This window comes from Xanthomonas sp. 10-10, assembly GCF_040182365.1.
In the GTDB taxonomy this organism is placed as follows: Bacteria; Pseudomonadota; Gammaproteobacteria; order Xanthomonadales; family Xanthomonadaceae; genus Xanthomonas; species Xanthomonas arboricola_F.
Map to the genome: position 1 here is coordinate 3,763,452 of NZ_CP144460.1, position 16,723 is coordinate 3,780,174.

Here is a 16,723-nt window from a genome sequence, read left to right on the forward strand (position 1 = left end):
GCGATCGATGCATCGCAGGCCACCCAACGCCGATCGCGGCGCCAGGCAGCCCGTTTCAGTACCGGTTTTCCCACCGCCCTGTCGAACGAGAGCTGCCATGACTGCGACATCCGCTGCACCGTTGGTGATCCTCACCCATGTCTGCCACCCGGCCATCACCGACGGCTTCCTGCCGGCCGCGCACGCGCAAGGCGTCCCGGTGTGGCTGCTGACCGACCATCGCCTCGATCACCTTGCCTACTTCCACAACCATCCGGCGCATGCGCCACAGCGGGTGATCGAATGCGACGTGTTCAATCCGCTGGGGGTGCTCGATGCGCTGCACGACACCGGCGTGCAACCGCGTGCGGTGTTCAGCAACAGCGATCATCTGCAGACCAGCACTGCGCTGGTCGCCGCGGGTCTTGGCCTGCCCGGCAAGGATTGGCAGGTCTGCTACGCGGCCAAGAACAAGGCGGCGATGCGTCAGCGCCTGCGCGCGCGCGCACTGCCATCGCCGTGGTTCTGCACGCTGGCGCCGGGCGCTGCATTGCCAGCAGACATTCCGTGGCCGGTGGTGGCCAAACCGCGCGAGGGCGTGGCCAGTCTGGACGTGCGCCACTGCGCCGATGACGCGCAGTTGCAGGCCTATCTGCACGATCTATGGCAGCGCAACCCACAGCGCACCGTGCTGCTGGAAGGCATGTTGCACGGCCCGCTGTTCACCGTGGAAACCCTTGGCGACGGCAACACGCTGCACGCCATCGGTGGCTTCAAGGTGCGGCTGTCGCCGCCGCCGCACTTCGTCGAATGCGAGGCGCAGTGGGATGCGCAGGTGCATACCCCGGTGATTGCACAGGCCCTGCAGCAGCTGCGCGCCTTCGGTGTCGGGTTCGGGCTGTGCCATAGCGAATTCGTCCTCACCGCCGACGGCCCGGTGCTGGTGGAGATCAACTATCGCAGCATCGGCGACCGCCGCGAATTCCTGCTCGATGGCATGTTCGGCGGGCAATGGTTTTCCGCTGCGCTGGCGCCGCACCTGGGCCAGCCGTTGCCGCAGCTGCGCAGCGACCGCGCGCATGCGCTGCTGCGCTACTACGTGGCCGAGCGCGACGGCGAGCTGGTCACCGCCAGCGAAGACCGCCGTCATCACGACGCGCACAGCGATGTGCACTACCGGCGCATGCGTGCACCGGGCGAGCGCATCCAGCTGAGCCATTCCAACAAGGATTACCTGGGCGTGTTGAGCGCCGTGGCCAGCGATGCGCAGACGCTGCAACAGGCCGTGGTGCATGCCGAAGCGGGCCTGCACTGGCGCATCGACAGCGCACAGGTGCGCGCATGAGCAGCGCCGCCGATCGGCGCTACATCGCCACCCGCATCATCGATGCCTGCCTGCGCGAGGACCTGCGCGCGATCGTCAGCCGTGGCACGCCAGCCACGCCCGACCCCGGCGTGTTGGCCGCGTGGACCGACCCCAGCCCGGTGGAAGGCTGGTGGCGCATCGCGCATCTGCCGAACGGAACGCTGTGGCTGCCGATCCATCGACACGGCGTGCTGCAGGACATCAGCGCCTGCGGCGATCGCTGGATCGTGCAGACCGCCGACGCTGCGCGGGTCGAACACGGCGCGCGTGCGTGGCTGCAACGCATGGGTGCCGAGCTGGATGCGCAGACCCGGCAACTGCATCGCGCCTATGCCGACGAAGCCGAGTGCGCCGCCGCGCACCGCGGCCTTGCGCAACAGGCGTATGCCGCGCAGGCACCGGCCTTGGCGCATGCGCTACAGCACGAAGAGGCGGCCGAGCGCGCATACCGCTGCGACCAGCTGGCCAGCTACCGCGATCATCCGTTCTACCCCACCGCACGCGCCAAGGCCGGGCTGGAGGCAGACGAACTGCGCCACTATGCACCGGAATTTGCGCCCACCTTCGCGCTGCGCTGGCTGGCGATTCCGCGCACGCTGGCCAGTTGCACCAGCGCGCCGCCGGACGCGTTATGGCCGGACTTGGCCACCCTGGGGCTGCCGCCCGCGCTCGCCACCACGCACATCGCCTGGCCAGTGCATCCGCTGGTCTGGGAGCGCCTGGAGCAACCGGGCTTTGCGCTTCCACCCGGCACGCTGCGTGCACCGCAGGCCTGGCTGGAAGTCCGCCCCACCTTGTCGGTGCGCACGCTGGTGCCGCTGCGGCATCCGCACCTGCATCTCAAGCTGCCGATCCCGATGCGCACGCTGGGCGCATTGAACCTGCGCCTGATCAAACCCTCCACGTTGTACGACGGGCACTGGCTGGAGCGCGCGCTACGCCGTATCGACGCGCACGATGCCGCATTGCAGGGACGTTGCGTGTTCGTGGACGAGTCGCATGGCGGGCATGTCGGCGACACCCGGCACCTGGCCTATCTGGTGCGACGCTATCCCCCGCTGGATGACACCACGCTGGTCCCGGTGGCCGCGCTGTGCGCGCCGCTGCCCGATGGCCGGCCGATGGCACTGCATCTGGCCGAACGGTTCGCGCACGGCGATGTGCAGGCCTGGTGGCGCGAGTACACCGAGCTGCTGCTCGCGGTGCATCTGCGGCTGTGGCTGCGTTACGGCATTGCGCTGGAAGCCAATCAGCAGAACAGCGTGCTGGTCTATGCGCACGGTCGGCCCGCGCGCTTGTTGATGAAGGACAACGACGCCGCGCGGATCGCCATGCCGCAATTGCGTGCGCAGCTGCCGGATATCGACGCGCTGGGCGCGCTGCAGGACACGCGGATCGCGGTGGACGATACGCACGCGCTGGCGCAGATGTTCTGCACCATCGTGCTGCAGCTGGATCTGCAGGCGGTGCTGGACGGCCTGGCCGACTGGCAGCCGGCCTTGCGCGCGCCGCTGGCGGCGCAACTGCAGGAGCAGCTTGCGCAGACGCTGGCAGCGCTGTATGCCGATGGCATCGATACCACGCCCGCGCGGCGCCTGCTGGCCGCGCCGCGGTTGCCGGTGAAGTACCTGCTCAGCGCCGGCAGCCTGCTCAGCAAGCAGCTCACCGGCGCCACCGACATCAACAAGTTCTACGGCGACAGTGCGCCCAACCCTTTCGGCGAGGCCTTCGCTGGCGCGGAACACATGCCGCGTCGGCGAGCGGATGGCCAGCGATGAAGCGCGTCCTGGGCCCGGTGCTGGCCGCGCATTACCTGGCCGCCTTCACCGCATTGGGCATGCCGTTGTTTCTGCCGCAGGTACTGGCCGAGCTGGCGCCTTCGGCAGCGGTTGGCTGGAGCGGCGTGTTGTACGTGTTGCCGACGCTGTGCACCGCGTTGACGGCGGGCACCTGGGGGCGATTGGCCGATCGCTATGGACGCAAACGCTCGTTGCTGCGCGCGCAACTGGGGCTGGCGCTGGGCTTTGCGATTGCCGGCTTTGCACCGTCGCTGAGCTGGCTGGTGCTCGGCCTGATCGTGCAAGGTACCTGCGGCGGCTCGCTGGCGGCGGCCAACGCGTATCTGGCCAGCCAACCGCAGGCCGGCCCGCTGGCGCGCGCGCTGGACTGGACGCAGTATTCGGCGCGGCTGGCGATGGTCAGCGCACCGGCGTTGCTGGGGCTGGCGCTTGCCGTGGGCCCGGCGCAATCGCTTTACCGCGCGCTCGCACTCCTGCCATTGCTGGCCTTCGCGTTGACGTGGCGGTTGCCGGCGGAGCAGCCCATCAGACGTCCAGGCCCGAAAGCGCAATCGTCGTCGGGCACCGAACCTGCAACACGCCCACCGGCCTCCATCGCATCGTTGTGGCCGGCCTTGTTGATCGCGCAGTTTTTGTTCTGCTTTGCGATGGTGGTGACGTTTCCGTATTTCATTCCCTACGCACTCGAACGTGGTGCCGGCCACGACGCACTGGCCGGCCTGCTCTACAGCCTGCCGCATCTGGTCTACCTGGTGGTATTGCCGTGGTGGCGGCGCGGCGCTGGCGAGGCGTGGCTCATCCCGGGGTTGCTGCTGTTTGCGCTGGCCTGCCTGTGGCAGGCGCTGTTACACGACGCCATCGGGCTGGCGGTGGCGCGGCTGTTGTTCGGCGTCGGCATGTTGTTCGGCCTGCGCGGGCTCAATCGCAGCCTGGCCCTGGCCGCCAGCGGCTACGGTGCCGGCCGCCTGTTCGGCCGTTTCGATGCCTGCGGCAAGTGGGCCGGCGTGGCCGCTGGCGCCGCCGCCGGTGCGCTGGCCCAGGCGGCCGGCCCCGCACTCCCTTTCCTGGCCGCCGCCGTCGCTGCGGCTGGCGCTGCGCTCACCGTTGCGGTGCGCTTTCCCTCGAGGAGAACTGCCGATGTCGCTGCACACGATGCATGACCCCTGGTACGACAGCATGGCCGACGCGCAGGCCTGCAGTTGCTGGTTGAACTGCTACCTGCGCGAGTTCGCCATCCCGCAACGCGCAGTCGATTTCGATTACCGCGGGCTGGATCGCCCCGGGCCGCGCGTGGCCGAGCAGCGTTGGCTGCGCATCGATCTCGGCGATAGCGGCGCGATCTGCGTGCGCATCGCCTACGCAGACTGCTTGGGGCGTTGCCGCTTCGCCTCCACGCCGTTTCTCAAAGGCGCCGGGCAAGCGTGGCAGGCGCTCGATGCGCATGCGCTGGCGCGCTGCCTGTTGCAGTCGCTGGGCAGCACGCAGGCGGTCAACCCGGAGTTGCTTGCGCAAAGCGCCAACAGCGTGGCGATTACCGCGGCGATCCTGCGCAAGGCGCAGCGCAGCGCAGCCATCGGCGATGCGATGATCGATGCCGAGCAATCGATGCTGTGGGGTCATGCCCTGCACCCCACACCGAAGAGCCGCGAAGGCATCGCGCTCGAGCACGTACTCGCCTGCGCACCGGAAGCGCGTGCGGCGTTCCAGCTGTTCTGGTTCCGCATCGACCCACGGCTGCTGCGCGTGCAAGGCAAGGACGTGCGCGCCAGCCTGAGGCAGCTGTCCGGCAGCGACGATCTGTACCCCTGCCATCCGTGGGAGGCGCAACGCCTGCTCGACGATCCGCTGCTGCGTACCTTGCAGGCGCGCGGTTGGATCACGCCGGTCGGCCTGCGCGGCGATGCACTGCGGCCCACCTCATCGGTGCGGACGCTGTACCACCCGCAGCTGGATTACTTTCTCAAATGTTCCGTGCATGTGCGGCTGACCAATTGCGTCCGCAAGAATGCCTGGTACGAACTGGAAAGTGCGGTGGCGCTCACCGACCTGCTGGCGCCGAGCTGGCAGGCACTGGCAGCGCAGGTCCCTGGCTTCGACGTGATGCTGGAGCCGGCGGCCACCTCGCTGGACGTCGCGCAGGTCGACCGCGCCCTGCACGATGCCGATCCGCAGGCAGCACGCGCATTGTCCGAAAGCTTCGGCATCCTGTATCGCACGACCATTCCTGCCACGCAACGCGCACGTTGGCAGCCACAGGTGGCCGCCGCCCTGTTTACCTGCGATGCACAGGGTAACAGCGTCTGCGCCCAGCGATTGCAGAGGCTGGGCAGCGCGCAGCTGGACCGCCACACGGCCACGTTACGGTGGTTCCGCGCCTATGCGGGCCTGTTGCTGGATGGGGTGTGGAGCGCGCTGTTCCAGCATGGCATCGCGCTGGAGCCGCATCTGCAGAACACCGTGATCGGCTTTGCCGACGGCTGGCCGACGCGCGTATGGATCCGCGATCTGGAAGGCACCAAATTGCTGGCCCACCACTGGCCGGAAGCTCGCCTGCGCGGCGTGGGCGAACGTGCGCGGCAATCGCTGTACTACACGCCGGAGCAGGGCTGGAACCGCGTCGCCTACTGCGCCCTGGTGAACAACCTGGCCGAAGCCATCTTCCATCTGACCGAAGGCGACGGCGTGCTGGAAACGCGGCTGTGGCAGTGCGTGGGCGAGCTCGCCGCCGGTTGGCAACAACGCCACGGCGCACAACCGGCGCTGCAGGGCCTGATCGACGGCGCCCCGCTGCCGGGCAAGAACAATCTCGGTACGCGCCTTCTGCAACGGGCCGATCGTCAATCCGACTACACGCCATTGCCCAACCCGATTGCGCACATCACCACGGCACGACAGGTGGCCGCATGAGCCTGCGTATCGACACCGCCGCGGTGATCCACGCGCTACCGCAACTGCGTGCGGGCGGCGATGGCCCGCTCTGTGCGTATCTCTACGATCTGGAGGCACTGCGCGCGCATGCGGCATGGATGCGCACGCAGCTGCCGGCGCGGTGCGAGCTGTTCTATGCGGCCAAAGCCAATGCAGAACCGCAGATCCTGCAGACGCTTGCGCCGCACGTGGATGGCTTTGAAGCCGCCTCCGGCGGCGAACTGGCCTGGCTGCATGCGCAGCAACCGCAGGCAGCGCTGCTGTTCGGCGGGCCGGGAAAACTCGACAGCGAGCTGGCCCAGGCCGCCGCGCTGCCCGACTGCACCGTACACGTGGAAAGCATCGGCGAGCTGCAACGGCTGGCCACCATTGCGGCACACGCGGGCCGCCGCGTCCCGGTGTTCTTGCGCATGAACATCGCCGTGCCCGGCGCACAGAGCACGCGATTGATGATGGGCGGGCAGCCCTCGCCGTTCGGTCTGGACCCGCAGGACCTGGACGCTGCCATGCAGCTGCTGCGGGCCAGCCCGTCGCTGCGGCTGGAGGGATTTCATTTCCATCTGATGTCGCATCAACGCGATGCCGGTGCGCAGCTGCATCTGGTTGCCGCATACCTGCGCACCGTCCAGCAATGGCGGCAGACCTATGCGCTTGGGCCGCTGCGGGTAAACGCGGGCGGTGGCTTCGGCGTGGACTATCTGGCGCCACAGTCCTCGTTCGACTGGGCCGGCTTCTGCGCCGGGTTGCCAGCGCTGCTGCGCGAGCACGGCAGTGCGTTGCGCCTGCGGCTGGAGCCCGGCCGCTACGTCAGCGCCAGCTGCGGCTGGTACCTGATGGAGGTGCTGGACCTCAAGCGCAGCCACGGCGCGTGGTTTGCGATCGCACGCGGCGGCACCCATCACTTCCGCACACCGGCCGCACAGGCGCACGACCACCCCTTCCGCGTGCTGCGCGGCACCCGCGCTCCGGTGATCAGCGACACGCCGGTGACGCTGGTCGGCCAGTTATGCACCCCCAAGGACGTGCTGGCGCGCAACCAGCCCGTCGCCGCATTGGCACCAGGCGACTGCCTCGCCTTCCCGCTGGCCGGCGCGTACGCATGGAATATTTCGCACCAGCAGTTTTTGATGCATCCGCCGCCGCAGAAGATGTTTTTGCCGGTGATCGACTGAAGACGACCTCACGAAGGCATCGATAGTGCGCTTGCAGCTGTTCCACGCGCAGGCAACAGCTTGCACAACCGCTCCGCACGCTCGCAGATCAGCCGCGCGCGGCGCGGCATGCGTACCCTCAACCACGCGTTTCGTTCGCCACTACCGGCACCCGGATATCTGCGCGCAGGATCGCTTCGGGCGTTTCTTCCGGGTCGTCCAGATACAGGTAATGCAGCGGTGCATCGCGCAGCACATAACCGCTGTCGGGCAGCCAGGCGGCCAGCAGCTGGTCCAGCGCATCTTCCAGCCCGGCATACGAACCGACATGGCGCAGGACGGCGTGCGGCCCGCCATCCAGACGACGCAGCTGCAAGGGCGCTGCGGGCGTGACCGCCGCGTCGAAGCCCACGCCGCATTCGAACAGATGCGCGTGCGCCGGAACGTCACGGTGATCGCTCAGCGGCAATCCCACCAGGCACTGCAGGCTGTCGACGATGCCGGTGTGCGCCGCCCAGGCTACGATCCGGCCGAAGCCGCGATCCAGATCGTCGAACGCGCCGCGCTTGTGCAGCACCACCAGTTCGAACGGCTCCAGCGTCTGCACGCTGACCTGCAGCGGCGCTGACGGACGCTGTGCCCCGGCTGCCGGCGCAGATAACTGCTGCAACTTGCTGGCCCGCAATGCCGGTGTCGAGCGCAAGACGGTGGGACTGGCCTGCAGCGCGCTGCGGCAGGCACGCGCCAGCGCCTGTGGCGTCTGGTAACCGACCGCGAGTGCAACCGCAGTCACCGACGCATCTGCGCTGCCCAACAAATGCAGGGCCTGACTCAACCGCAAGCGTGCAACGGTCTGGCCCACGGTCTCACCGGTCAGGGCGCGGTAGACCCGATGAAAGTGATACGGCGATTGATGCGCGATGGCGGCCAACTCGGCCAGATCCGGCAAGGCGGCGCCGTTGCGAATGCTGGCCTGCAGATGCGCAATGACGCGCTCCACGCCCCGTTGCCAACTGGTGACTGCTGGGTCTGCTGCATGCATGGTCTTGGCTCCCTGGTGACGGCATCAGCATCGCCTGCATCGGCTGCCGGCGCGGTCCCGATCTTGCGCAATGGTGCATCCACTGCAAGGCGTGCGACTCAGCCCGGCCACACCGCCAACGTCACCAGCAGCGCAGCTTCGGTCAGTTCCACCAGTGCGCCGCAGGTATCGCCCGTCATTCCGTCCAGGCGCTGCATGCAGGCGCGGCGCCATAGAACAAACACCACTGCGGCACTGCCGAGGCAGGCAGCCGCGATCGTGGTGCCGGCAGCCATGCAGACCACGACCGCCAGTAACAACGCCAGCCACAGGCCCCCACGCGGTGCGGCGACCAGCGCGCTGCCGATGCCGGCGGGGCGCACATATGGCGTGGTCAAAAAGGCCGCCACCACCGCGGCGCGTGCCAGCAAGGGCGCCAGCCACAACGCACCCGCTGCATGCGGCAGCAGCGTGGCCAATGCAGCGCATTTGAGCAGCAACACCAGCACCAGCGCAGTCACCGCCATCGGGCCGCTGCTGGGGTCTTGCATGATCGCCAGCGTGCGTGCGCGGTCGCCCATGCCGCCGACCCAGGCGTCGGTCGTGTCGGCCAGCCCATCCAGGTGCAGGGCGCCGGTCAGCCAGGTCCATGCGCTCAGCAGCACTGCCGCGCCAAGCAGTGGCGCCACATCGCGCAGGCACCATGCCAGGCCACACAGTAGCGCACCGAGCAGCAGGCCGACCGCCGGATACCACGGCAGCGAACGCGCCTGCGCGCCCGGCCGGGCGAACACCGCGCCGGGCACCGGAATGCGGGTCAGGAAGCCGATCGCCGCGAGCAGCCCATCGATCATCCGGCGTCGCGTGCCGACTGCGGCTCCGACGGCAGCGCCGCGGCGACGCCGTTGGCCGGCGGCCAGGCCAGCGGATGCAGCGAGGCATGCGGCACCGCCAGTTCGGTCATGCGGGCAAATCCCTTGCCTGCCACCATGCAGCGCAGCGCGCGGATCGCACCGCCGTGGGTGACCACCAGGACACGTCGGTCCGGATGGGCGCCAACGATAGCGTCGAGCGCGGCCGACAGGCGCGCGCAGAAATCGGCAAACGGCTCGGCCTGCGGCGGCGGGTAGCGCAGCGGGTCGGCCCAGAAGCGACCGAGCGCCTCGCCTTCATCGCGATCGATCTCGGCCACCGGCACGCCCTGCCAGCGGCCAAAGTGATATTCGCGCAGCCGTGCGTCCAGCTGCAGCGGCAACCCACGCGCGCCGGCCAGTTCGGTGGCGAAGGCCGCGCAGCGCTGCAAGCTGGACGACACCACCACGTCCCATTCGCCTGCGGCGGTGGCTGCGCGCAATTGCTGCCAACCCAACGCGGTGAGCGGGTCGTCGAGCTGGCCGCGGTAGCTGCGCTGGCCGGTGTCGCCATGCCGCAACAAGCTGATCTGCGCGCTCATGCGTCCGACACCCCGGCTTCGGCAAAGGTGGCCATGCCGTTGTGCAACGCGCAGGCGCTGCGCAACAAGGGAATCGCCACCGCCGCGCCGCTGGCTTCGCCCAGGCGCAGGTCCAGTTGCAGCAGCGGCTCGGCATCCAGGGCGCGCAACAACGCGGCGTGGCCGCGCTCCTGCGAGCGGTGCCCGAACAACAGCCATTCGCGCACGCCGGGATTCAGGCGGGTGGCCACCAGCGCTGCAGCGGTGGTGATGAAGCCATCCACCAGCACCGGAATGCCGGCCTGCGCGGCGGCGATATACGCCCCGACCAGGGCGGCGATCTCGAACCCGCCGAGCCGGCGCAGCCGTTCCAGCGGGGTGGCGGCATCGGCATGCAAGGCCAGCGCGCGGCTGATCACCGTCGCCTTGTGCGCGATGCCCTCGGCGTCCAGCCCGGTGCCGGCGCCGGCCATCGCCTGCGGAAACTGCGACAACAGCGCGCAGCCCAGTGCGGCGGCGGCGGTGGTGTTGCCGATGCCCATCTCGCCGCCGACGAACAGCTGCGTGTCGCAACTCCTGGCCTGCGCGATGCTCTGCGCGCCGGCGGCCAGTGCGTCGCGCAACTGGCCGGGCGTCATCGCCGGCTGTTCGCAGATGTTGGCGCTGGACGGGGCGATCCAGGCGCGACGCACGCGCGGCAGATCGCCGGGGTCGTTGACCACGCCCAGGTTCACCACTTCCAGCCGCGCGCCCAGTTCGCGCGCCAGCACTGCGATGGCCGCACCGCCGCGTGCGAAGTTGCGCACCATCTCACCGGTGACCGCCTGCGGAAACGCCGACACGCCTTCGGCGGCGACGCCATGATCGGCGGCATACACCGCAATCCAGACGCGCTGCACTGTCGGCTGCTCATTGCGTTGCCAGGCCGCCAACTGCACGGCCAGCTGCTCCAGCCGGCCCAACGCGCCGGGGGGTTTGGTCAGTTGTTCCTGCCGTGCCAGCGCAGCCGCGCGCACGCGCGCATCCGGCACCGCGCATGCGGCAAAGATCCAGTCGCTACTCACAGCCGTTCTCCCTTCAGCACCATCGGCAAACCTGCCACGACAAACACCACACGCTCGCACTGTAGCGCCAATGCCTGATGCAGCCGGCCGGCCTCGTCCACAAACCGACGCGTGAGTTCGCCCAACGGCACGATGCCCTGCCCCACCTCGTTGCTGACCAGCACGACCTGCCCGGGCAACTGCGGCAGCGTTGCGAGCAGTGCGTCGCGTTCGCGCGCAAATGCACCCGCATCCGGGTGGCCGAGCAGGTTGCTCAGCCACAGCGTCAGGCAATCGACCAACACGCAGCGATCGGGCGCGGCCTGCGCCTGCAGCGTGGCGGCCAGCGCGACGGGTTCTTCCACGCAGTGCCAGTGCGGCGGGCGCTGGCTGCGGTGATGCGCGATGCGCTGGCGCATCTCGTCATCGAATGCCTGCGCGGTGGCCACATAGTGCACCTGCCCGGCCGCGTCGGCGGCCAGGCGTTCGGCCAGTGCGCTCTTGCCCGAGCGCGCCCCCCCCAGGATCAACTGCCGCATGCCGGCTCCTTGCTGGTGAGCCGCAGCAGCGCAGCGGTATCCAGATGCGTGTGCACCGCATCGGCAAGACGGTCGAATGTGGCCTCGCGCAACGCCGCCAGATCCAGCGGCGTTGCCTGCGCCAGGCCGGCCCATGCAAGCAGCGCGGCCAGTGCCTGCGGGTGATCGAAGATGCCGTGCAGATAGGTGCCCAGCACCTGGCCGTCGTCGGATATGGCGCCATCGCTGCGGCCATCGTCCAGCTGCAGCAGCGGCCGCGCCAGGGCATCGCCGGTGCTGATGCCGCAGTGGATTTCATAGCCGACGGCCACCGCATCGCCCAGCGCCAGGCGCCCGTGCACGCGATGCAACTGCTTGTGCGGATGCAGCTGCGTTTCCAGCGCCAGCCAGCCCAACCCGGTACTGCTGCCGGCAGGGCCTTCGATGCCGTCGGGGTCGTGGATCTGCTCGCCCAGCATCTGCAGGCCGCCGCAGATCCCGAGCAGCTTGCCGCCGTAACGCAGATGACGTGCGATGGCGGTGTCCCAGCCGTGCGTGCGCAGCCACTGCAGATCCTGGCGCGTCGCCTTGCTGCCCGGCAGCACGATCAGCTCGCAGGCCGGCGGTGTCTGGCCCGGGCCGACCAGGTGCACATCGACCTGCGGATGCGCCCGCAAGGCATCGACATCGGTGTGATTGCTGATCCGCGGCAGCACCGGCACCACCACGCGCAGCTGTGCCTGCGGCTTGTGCAGCGCCTGCCGCGGCAGCGCGTCTTCGGCCTCCAGCTGCAGGCCGTGCAGATACGGCAACACGCCGAGCACCGGCTTGCCGGTCTCGCGTTCCAGCCAGTCCAGGCCCGGTTGCAACAGCGCCAGATCGCCACGAAACCGGTTGATCACAAACCCGGCGATACGTGCGCGTTCGCTCTCCGACAGCAAGGCCAAGGTGCCGACCAGATGCGCAAACACGCCGCCGCGGTCGATGTCGGCGATCAGGATCACCGCGCAATCCACCGCCTCGGCATAGCCCATGTTGGCGATATCGTTGGCGCGCAGGTTGATCTCCGCCGGGCTGCCGGCGCCTTCCACCAGCACGACATCGAAACGCTCGACCAGCCGTGCGTGCGAGGCCAGCACCGCAGTGCGCGCAGTGGCCTTGTAGGCGTGATAGCCCACCGCATCCAGCGTGGCGACCGGGTGACCATGCACGATCACCTGCGCCCCGGTGTCGCTGGCGGGCTTGAGCAACACCGGGTTGAAATCGACCTGCGGCTCCAGCCCGCAGGCCTGCGCCTGCACCGCCTGCGCGCGGCCGATCTCGCCACCGTCCACGGTGACGGCCGAGTTCAGCGCCATGTTCTGCGGCTTGAACGGCGCCACTGCCACGCCCTGGCGATGCAGCCAGCGGCACAGCGCGGCCACCAGCGTGCTCTTGCCGGCGTCGGAGGTACAGCCCTGCACCATCAACACGCGTGCGCTCATGCCACCACCTCGCCCAACGCGACATCCAGGCGCGCTTCGGCGGTCGCATCGGGCGGCAGACCGAAGCGCAGACTGGCCGGGGTATCGAACAGGCGGGTCAGGATGCCGCGTTGCGCCAGCGCTGCATGCAACGCCGCCGCATCGTCGCGCCGACACCACTGGAAAAACGCAGTGCCTGCGGTGGGCGCAATCGCATGGCGGCGCAACAGCTGCGCAAGCCGTTGCGATGCCGCGTGCAGGCGTTCGCGCGCCTGCGCGTGCCACTGGGTATCTGCCAATGCCTGCTGCAGCGCCCAGCGGGTGGGGCCGCTCACGGCCCATGGCCCCAACTGCTCGCGCAGCGCGTCCAGCAGCTGCGGCTGCGCGCAGACGAACCCGGCCCGCGCACCGGCCATACCGAAGAACTTGCCGACCGAACGCAGCACGATCACGCCCGGCTGTGGCGTCTGCGCGCACACGCTATCGGAGGGCGTGGCATCCATGAAGGCTTCGTCGATCACCAACCAACCGCCGCGTGCCGCAAGACGCGCATGCAGCTGCAACAGGACTTCGCGATCGAACCTGTCTGCAGCCGGGTTATTGGGATGGATCAGCACCACCACGTCGAAGGTGTCCGCCGCCTGCAACAACGGACCGGCCGGCAGCGGCAGGACGGTATGGCCGGCACGTCGCCACGCGTGCGCGTGTTCGGCATAGCCCGGCGCCAGCACGCCCACACGGCTGCGGCTGCGCAACAGCGGCAAGGCCTGGATCGCCGCCTGCGAACCGGCGACCGGCAAGACGTGCGGCGCGCCGTAATAGGCCGCAGCGCTGTCGGCCAGACCATCGTCGTCTTCCGGCAAGCGCTGCCACACCTGCCCGGGGATGGCAGGCACCGGCCAGGCGAACGGGCTCACCCCGGTGGACAGATCCAGCCAGTGCGGCAGCGCAATGCCGTAGGCCTGCGCGGCGCGGCGCAAGCGGCCTCCGTGTTCAAGCATGAGCGGCTCCAGATGATGCTGCGTGACTGCACGCAGGTTGCCGATGGTCGGCGCAGCGCCTGCGCGCGAAGGGGGTGCGGCCCGTCATGGGGTCGGCAGCGCCAATGCCAGTGCGCCGAGCAATACCCACAGCAGCACCCCGGCACGTACCAGCACCAGCGCGCGACGCACGCTGCCAGCGCTGGCCGGCAAGCCCTCGCCCAGCGGCGGCCGTATCTGCCAGTGGCCGTGGTACGGCGCCGGCCCACCCAGCTGCACCTGCAGCGCGCCGGCACCGGCCGCCATCACCGGACCGGCGTTGGGGCTCTTCCAGCCGCGTCCCTGCCGCCAGGCGCAGCGCATGCCGGCACGGCTGTGGCCGAGCAGCGCATAGGTCGCGGCGGTGCAGCGCGCGGGCAGCCAATTGAGCACATCGTCGATGCGCGCAGCAGCCCAGCCGAAGTTGGCGTAGCGCGGCGTGCGATAGCCCCACATCGCATCCAGCGTATTGGACAGTCGATACAGCACCGCACCCGGCGCGCCAAGCAGCACGCCCCAGAACAGCGCGGCGAACACCGCATCGCTGCCGTTTTCCAGTACCGACTCGGTGGCCGCGGCGGCGACCTGGGTGGCATCGAGCGCAGCGGTGTCGCGGCTGACGATGCGACCCACGGCCAGACGCGCCGCGGCCAGGTCGTCGGCCTGCAACGCGTCGATCACCGGCTGCGCATGCTCGCCCAGGCTGCGCAATCCCAGTGCCAGATACAACAGCACGGCGGCAAAGGCGGTTGCCGCCCATACCGACCACCACCACAGCAGTGTTTGCAGCGCTGCGGCCAGGAGCGTCCATGGCACCACCGTCGCGCACCATGCGTACATTCCTGCGCCGCGATGATCGCGGTACAGGCGCGCTTCCACGCGCTGCGCCCACTGGCCGAACAGCACCAACGGGTGCGCGCGTCGCGGCTCGCCCAGCAGCAGGTCCAGCAGCACGGCGGCAACGGCAATCACCAGCGTCATGGCACGCAGCCCTGGATCATTGCAGGCAACACGCCGATGCAATTGCAAGCCCTGGCAGGTGCGTGGCCATGCCTACAACTCGATACCGAGCTGCGCCTTGATGCCGGCGTCGAAGGCATGCTTGATCAGGCGCATCTCGGTGACGGTGTCGGCGACGTCGATCAACCCGGCCGGCGCACCGCGCCCGGTGATCACCACATGCTGCCCCGGCGGACGCGCGGCCACTGCCGCAAGCACCTCATCCAGCGCGATGTAATCCTTGACCAGGGCAATATTGAGTTCGTCCAGCAGCACGAAGTCGTAGCGCGGATCGGCCAGCATGCCGCGCGCCAGTTGCCACGCCGCCTGTGCAGCGGCGATATCGCGTGCGCGGTCCTGGGTTTCCCAGGTAAAGCCTTCGCCCATCACGTGATAGTCGAGCAGATCCGGAAAGCGGCGGAAGAAGGCTTCTTCGCCGGTGGAAAAGGTGCCCTTGATGAATTGCACCACGCCGCAGTACAGGCCATGTCCGAGCGAGCGCGCCAGCATGCCGAAGCCGGACGAGCTCTTGCCCTTGCCGTTGCCGGTATTGACCAGCAGCACGCCGCGATCGATGACCGCCCGCGCGATGCGCCGGTCCACCAGTTCCTTCTTGCGCTGCGCGCGTTGCCGGTAATGCGCGTCGTCGTCTTCGGGGGGGCTCATGCACGTGCTCCGATCGGTGGACGCGCGGCGATGCCACGCAGTGCTGCCAGCAGCACGAAGGCGATGCCGACATAGCCTGACAGCGTGCCGAGTGCATGCGGATAATAGTCCGGCACGCGAGCGACAAAACCGCTCAGCGTGGCCAGCGGATAACGGCCGGAGAGGAAGTAGAAGCCGCCCTTGGAGAGCAGATACGCCAGGCTGCCGCTGAGCAGCACGGCGCACAGCAGGCGGGCTGCATCGCGCCAGGCGTCGGCATGCAACTGCAGGGCGTACACGCGCCCACCCAGCCACAGGACCGCATACGCCAACGCCAGCGCCCAGTAGGCCGGCGACAGGCACCAATCGCTGATGCTGCCAGAGACCAGCCCAATCAGATCCAGCGCAGATGCCACCCCGAACAGCAGCGGCAGCATCCATCGCGGGCGCAGCAAGGCCCCGGCCAGAAAGAACACCGCCCAGGATGCGCTGGGCAATGCATCCACGCTGGCGAAATGCTCGCCGCGGGTGCACACCATCAGCAACACCAACGCGCTACCGCAGGCCCATGCTGCAGCGCCTTGCAGTGGCGCACGCGCCGGCGTGCCGGTTCGCCGCGCAACCGTCACGACAGCTCCAGCGGGGCCGACAGCGGGGCCGCAGCGCGCGCGGTACGCCAGCGCACCACGCACCACGCAGCGGCAAGCGCAACCGCCAGATACAGCGCGGTGGTGCGCACGAACAATGGACCCCACTGCGCTACGCGCTGCAGATACTGCGCCCAATGCGGCTCGGCATAGCGCCCGCCCCACCAGTAGAACGCGCCATTGGAGATCAGGAACGACACCACCGCGGCCAGGCTGCCCAGCCCCCACGCAAGGCACAGCGACCTGGCGTCCGGGCGCAGGCGCGCGTGATACGCACGGCCGGCGTACCACAGCACCCCGTAGGCCAGCGGCAGCGCCGCATAGGCGGCGGTGATGCAGAAGTCGCTGACGCCGGCCAGCGTGACCGCGGCCCAATCGATGGCCACCGGCACCCCCAGCAGGGCAACGAAGAACGCGTGCCGTCGCACTGCCAGACCGCCCAGAAAGAACACCGCCATCGATGCATCCGGCAGATGCAGCCAGTCGCTGACGTGATGGAAGCGGGTAGCGGTCATCACCAGCATCAAGGCGATGAAGACCGTGCGTTGGGCCGGACGGGAGAGTGGGGTCATCGGTGTTCCCTTGAAGACAGACGCAGACGCGCTAGCAATGGAGACAGTTAACCGGGTCGATGCTGCAGTGTACGAGTAGCGCATGACTGCCGATGTTGCCGGGCCGCTGGCAGCACCGCTGCAGCGGTCTGCTCATTGGTG

Annotated in this window: 16 protein-coding genes; 5 read left to right on the plus strand and 11 right to left on the minus strand. The window is 68.8% G+C overall.

What is annotated here, in order from left to right:
- Positions 1-97: 97 nt before the first annotated feature.
- From VZ068_RS15790 to VZ068_RS15810, 5 genes are read left to right on the plus strand one after another with little or no spacing between them, the layout of a single operon-like run.
- Positions 98-1,324: a siderophore biosynthesis protein PvsA gene (locus VZ068_RS15790; protein WP_259162185.1), complete on the plus strand. Its 1,227-nt coding sequence runs from the start codon at positions 98-100 to the stop codon at positions 1,322-1,324.
- A complete protein-coding gene (locus VZ068_RS15795) occupies positions 1,321-3,123 on the plus strand; it encodes an IucA/IucC family protein (RefSeq protein ID WP_349655822.1) in 1,803 nt (600 codons plus the stop codon). The genes VZ068_RS15790 and VZ068_RS15795 overlap by 4 nt, the downstream gene beginning before the upstream one ends.
- Positions 3,120-4,304, plus strand: coding sequence for an MFS transporter (locus tag VZ068_RS15800; protein ID WP_349655823.1), 1,185 nt, complete (start codon positions 3,120-3,122; stop codon positions 4,302-4,304). Before VZ068_RS15795 ends, VZ068_RS15800 begins: the two co-directional genes overlap by 4 nt.
- Positions 4,282-6,051: an IucA/IucC family protein gene (locus VZ068_RS15805; protein WP_349655824.1), complete on the plus strand. Its 1,770-nt coding sequence runs from the start codon at positions 4,282-4,284 to the stop codon at positions 6,049-6,051. The genes VZ068_RS15800 and VZ068_RS15805 overlap by 23 nt, the downstream gene beginning before the upstream one ends.
- Complete coding sequence (locus VZ068_RS15810) at positions 6,048-7,244, plus strand: type III PLP-dependent enzyme (protein WP_349655825.1); 1,197 nt, start codon at positions 6,048-6,050, stop codon at positions 7,242-7,244. The genes VZ068_RS15805 and VZ068_RS15810 overlap by 4 nt, the downstream gene beginning before the upstream one ends.
- A 118-nt stretch (positions 7,245-7,362) precedes the next feature.
- On the opposite strand, the gene VZ068_RS15815 is transcribed toward VZ068_RS15810, so the two are convergent.
- The 11 genes from VZ068_RS15815 to VZ068_RS15865 all read right to left on the minus strand — a co-directional run bounded on the left by VZ068_RS15815 (position 7,363) and on the right by VZ068_RS15865 (position 16,582).
- On the minus strand, positions 7,363-8,265 hold the full coding sequence (locus VZ068_RS15815; protein ID WP_349655826.1) for an AraC family transcriptional regulator: 903 nt from the start codon (positions 8,263-8,265) through the stop codon (positions 7,363-7,365).
- 98 nt (positions 8,266-8,363) lie between these two features.
- Positions 8,364-9,098, minus strand: coding sequence for an adenosylcobinamide-GDP ribazoletransferase (locus VZ068_RS15820; RefSeq protein ID WP_259162205.1), 735 nt, complete (start codon positions 9,096-9,098; stop codon positions 8,364-8,366).
- A complete protein-coding gene (locus tag VZ068_RS15825; RefSeq protein WP_349655827.1) occupies positions 9,095-9,697 on the minus strand; it encodes a histidine phosphatase family protein in 603 nt (200 codons plus the stop codon). The genes VZ068_RS15820 and VZ068_RS15825 overlap by 4 nt, the downstream gene beginning before the upstream one ends.
- Positions 9,694-10,740 (minus strand): nicotinate-nucleotide--dimethylbenzimidazole phosphoribosyltransferase, encoded by a 1,047-nt coding sequence (cobT, locus tag VZ068_RS15830; protein WP_259152311.1) that lies wholly within the window; start codon positions 10,738-10,740, stop codon positions 9,694-9,696. Before cobT ends, VZ068_RS15825 begins: the two co-directional genes overlap by 4 nt.
- The gene (cobU, locus tag VZ068_RS15835) at positions 10,737-11,258 is read right to left on the minus strand and encodes a bifunctional adenosylcobinamide kinase/adenosylcobinamide-phosphate guanylyltransferase (protein WP_259162214.1); all 522 of its coding nucleotides are present in this window, start codon (positions 11,256-11,258) and stop codon (positions 10,737-10,739) included. The genes cobT and cobU overlap by 4 nt, the downstream gene beginning before the upstream one ends.
- Positions 11,246-12,721: a cobyric acid synthase gene (locus VZ068_RS15840; RefSeq protein ID WP_349655828.1), complete on the minus strand. Its 1,476-nt coding sequence runs from the start codon at positions 12,719-12,721 to the stop codon at positions 11,246-11,248. The genes cobU and VZ068_RS15840 overlap by 13 nt, the downstream gene beginning before the upstream one ends.
- Positions 12,718-13,701, minus strand: coding sequence for a threonine-phosphate decarboxylase CobD (cobD, locus tag VZ068_RS15845; RefSeq protein WP_349655829.1), 984 nt, complete (start codon positions 13,699-13,701; stop codon positions 12,718-12,720). Before cobD ends, VZ068_RS15840 begins: the two co-directional genes overlap by 4 nt.
- An 84-nt stretch (positions 13,702-13,785) precedes the next feature.
- Positions 13,786-14,700 (minus strand): adenosylcobinamide-phosphate synthase CbiB, encoded by a 915-nt coding sequence (gene cbiB / locus VZ068_RS15850; protein WP_259152316.1) that lies wholly within the window; start codon positions 14,698-14,700, stop codon positions 13,786-13,788.
- A 72-nt stretch (positions 14,701-14,772) separates the two neighbouring features.
- Positions 14,773-15,384: a cob(I)yrinic acid a,c-diamide adenosyltransferase gene (gene cobO, locus VZ068_RS15855; RefSeq protein ID WP_349655830.1), complete on the minus strand. Its 612-nt coding sequence runs from the start codon at positions 15,382-15,384 to the stop codon at positions 14,773-14,775.
- Positions 15,381-15,902, minus strand: coding sequence for a hypothetical protein (locus tag VZ068_RS15860; protein WP_259152560.1), 522 nt, complete (start codon positions 15,900-15,902; stop codon positions 15,381-15,383). The genes cobO and VZ068_RS15860 overlap by 4 nt, the downstream gene beginning before the upstream one ends.
- 86 nt (positions 15,903-15,988) lie before the next feature.
- Complete coding sequence (locus tag VZ068_RS15865) at positions 15,989-16,582, minus strand: hypothetical protein (RefSeq protein ID WP_349655831.1); 594 nt, start codon at positions 16,580-16,582, stop codon at positions 15,989-15,991.
- Positions 16,583-16,723 lie beyond the last annotated feature (141 nt).

Bases quoted from the DNA above. Each gene is read 5' to 3' on its own strand.
- cobO (WP_349655830.1), bottom strand. From the start codon at position 15,384: ATGAGCCCCCCCGAAGACGACGACGCGCATTACCGGCAACGCGCGCAG.
- VZ068_RS15840 (WP_349655828.1), bottom strand. From the start codon at position 12,721: ATGAGCGCACGCGTGTTGATGGTGCAGGGCTGTACCTCCGACGCCGGC.
- VZ068_RS15820 (WP_259162205.1), bottom strand. From the start codon at position 9,098: ATGATCGATGGGCTGCTCGCGGCGATCGGCTTCCTGACCCGCATTCCG.
- cobU (WP_259162214.1), bottom strand. From the start codon at position 11,258: ATGCGGCAGTTGATCCTGGGGGGGGCGCGCTCGGGCAAGAGCGCACTG.
- cobD (WP_349655829.1), bottom strand. From the start codon at position 13,701: ATGCTTGAACACGGAGGCCGCTTGCGCCGCGCCGCGCAGGCCTACGGC.
- VZ068_RS15810 (WP_349655825.1), top strand. From the start codon at position 6,048: ATGAGCCTGCGTATCGACACCGCCGCGGTGATCCACGCGCTACCGCAA.
- VZ068_RS15815 (WP_349655826.1), bottom strand. From the start codon at position 8,265: ATGCATGCAGCAGACCCAGCAGTCACCAGTTGGCAACGGGGCGTGGAG.
- VZ068_RS15860 (WP_259152560.1), bottom strand. From the start codon at position 15,902: ATGGTGTGCACCCGCGGCGAGCATTTCGCCAGCGTGGATGCATTGCCC.
- VZ068_RS15865 (WP_349655831.1), bottom strand. From the start codon at position 16,582: ATGACCCCACTCTCCCGTCCGGCCCAACGCACGGTCTTCATCGCCTTG.
- VZ068_RS15795 (WP_349655822.1), top strand. From the start codon at position 1,321: ATGAGCAGCGCCGCCGATCGGCGCTACATCGCCACCCGCATCATCGAT.
- VZ068_RS15825 (WP_349655827.1), bottom strand. From the start codon at position 9,697: ATGAGCGCGCAGATCAGCTTGTTGCGGCATGGCGACACCGGCCAGCGC.
- VZ068_RS15800 (WP_349655823.1), top strand. From the start codon at position 3,120: ATGAAGCGCGTCCTGGGCCCGGTGCTGGCCGCGCATTACCTGGCCGCC.
- VZ068_RS15805 (WP_349655824.1), top strand. From the start codon at position 4,282: ATGTCGCTGCACACGATGCATGACCCCTGGTACGACAGCATGGCCGAC.
- cbiB (WP_259152316.1), bottom strand. From the start codon at position 14,700: ATGACGCTGGTGATTGCCGTTGCCGCCGTGCTGCTGGACCTGCTGCTG.
- VZ068_RS15790 (WP_259162185.1), top strand. From the start codon at position 98: ATGACTGCGACATCCGCTGCACCGTTGGTGATCCTCACCCATGTCTGC.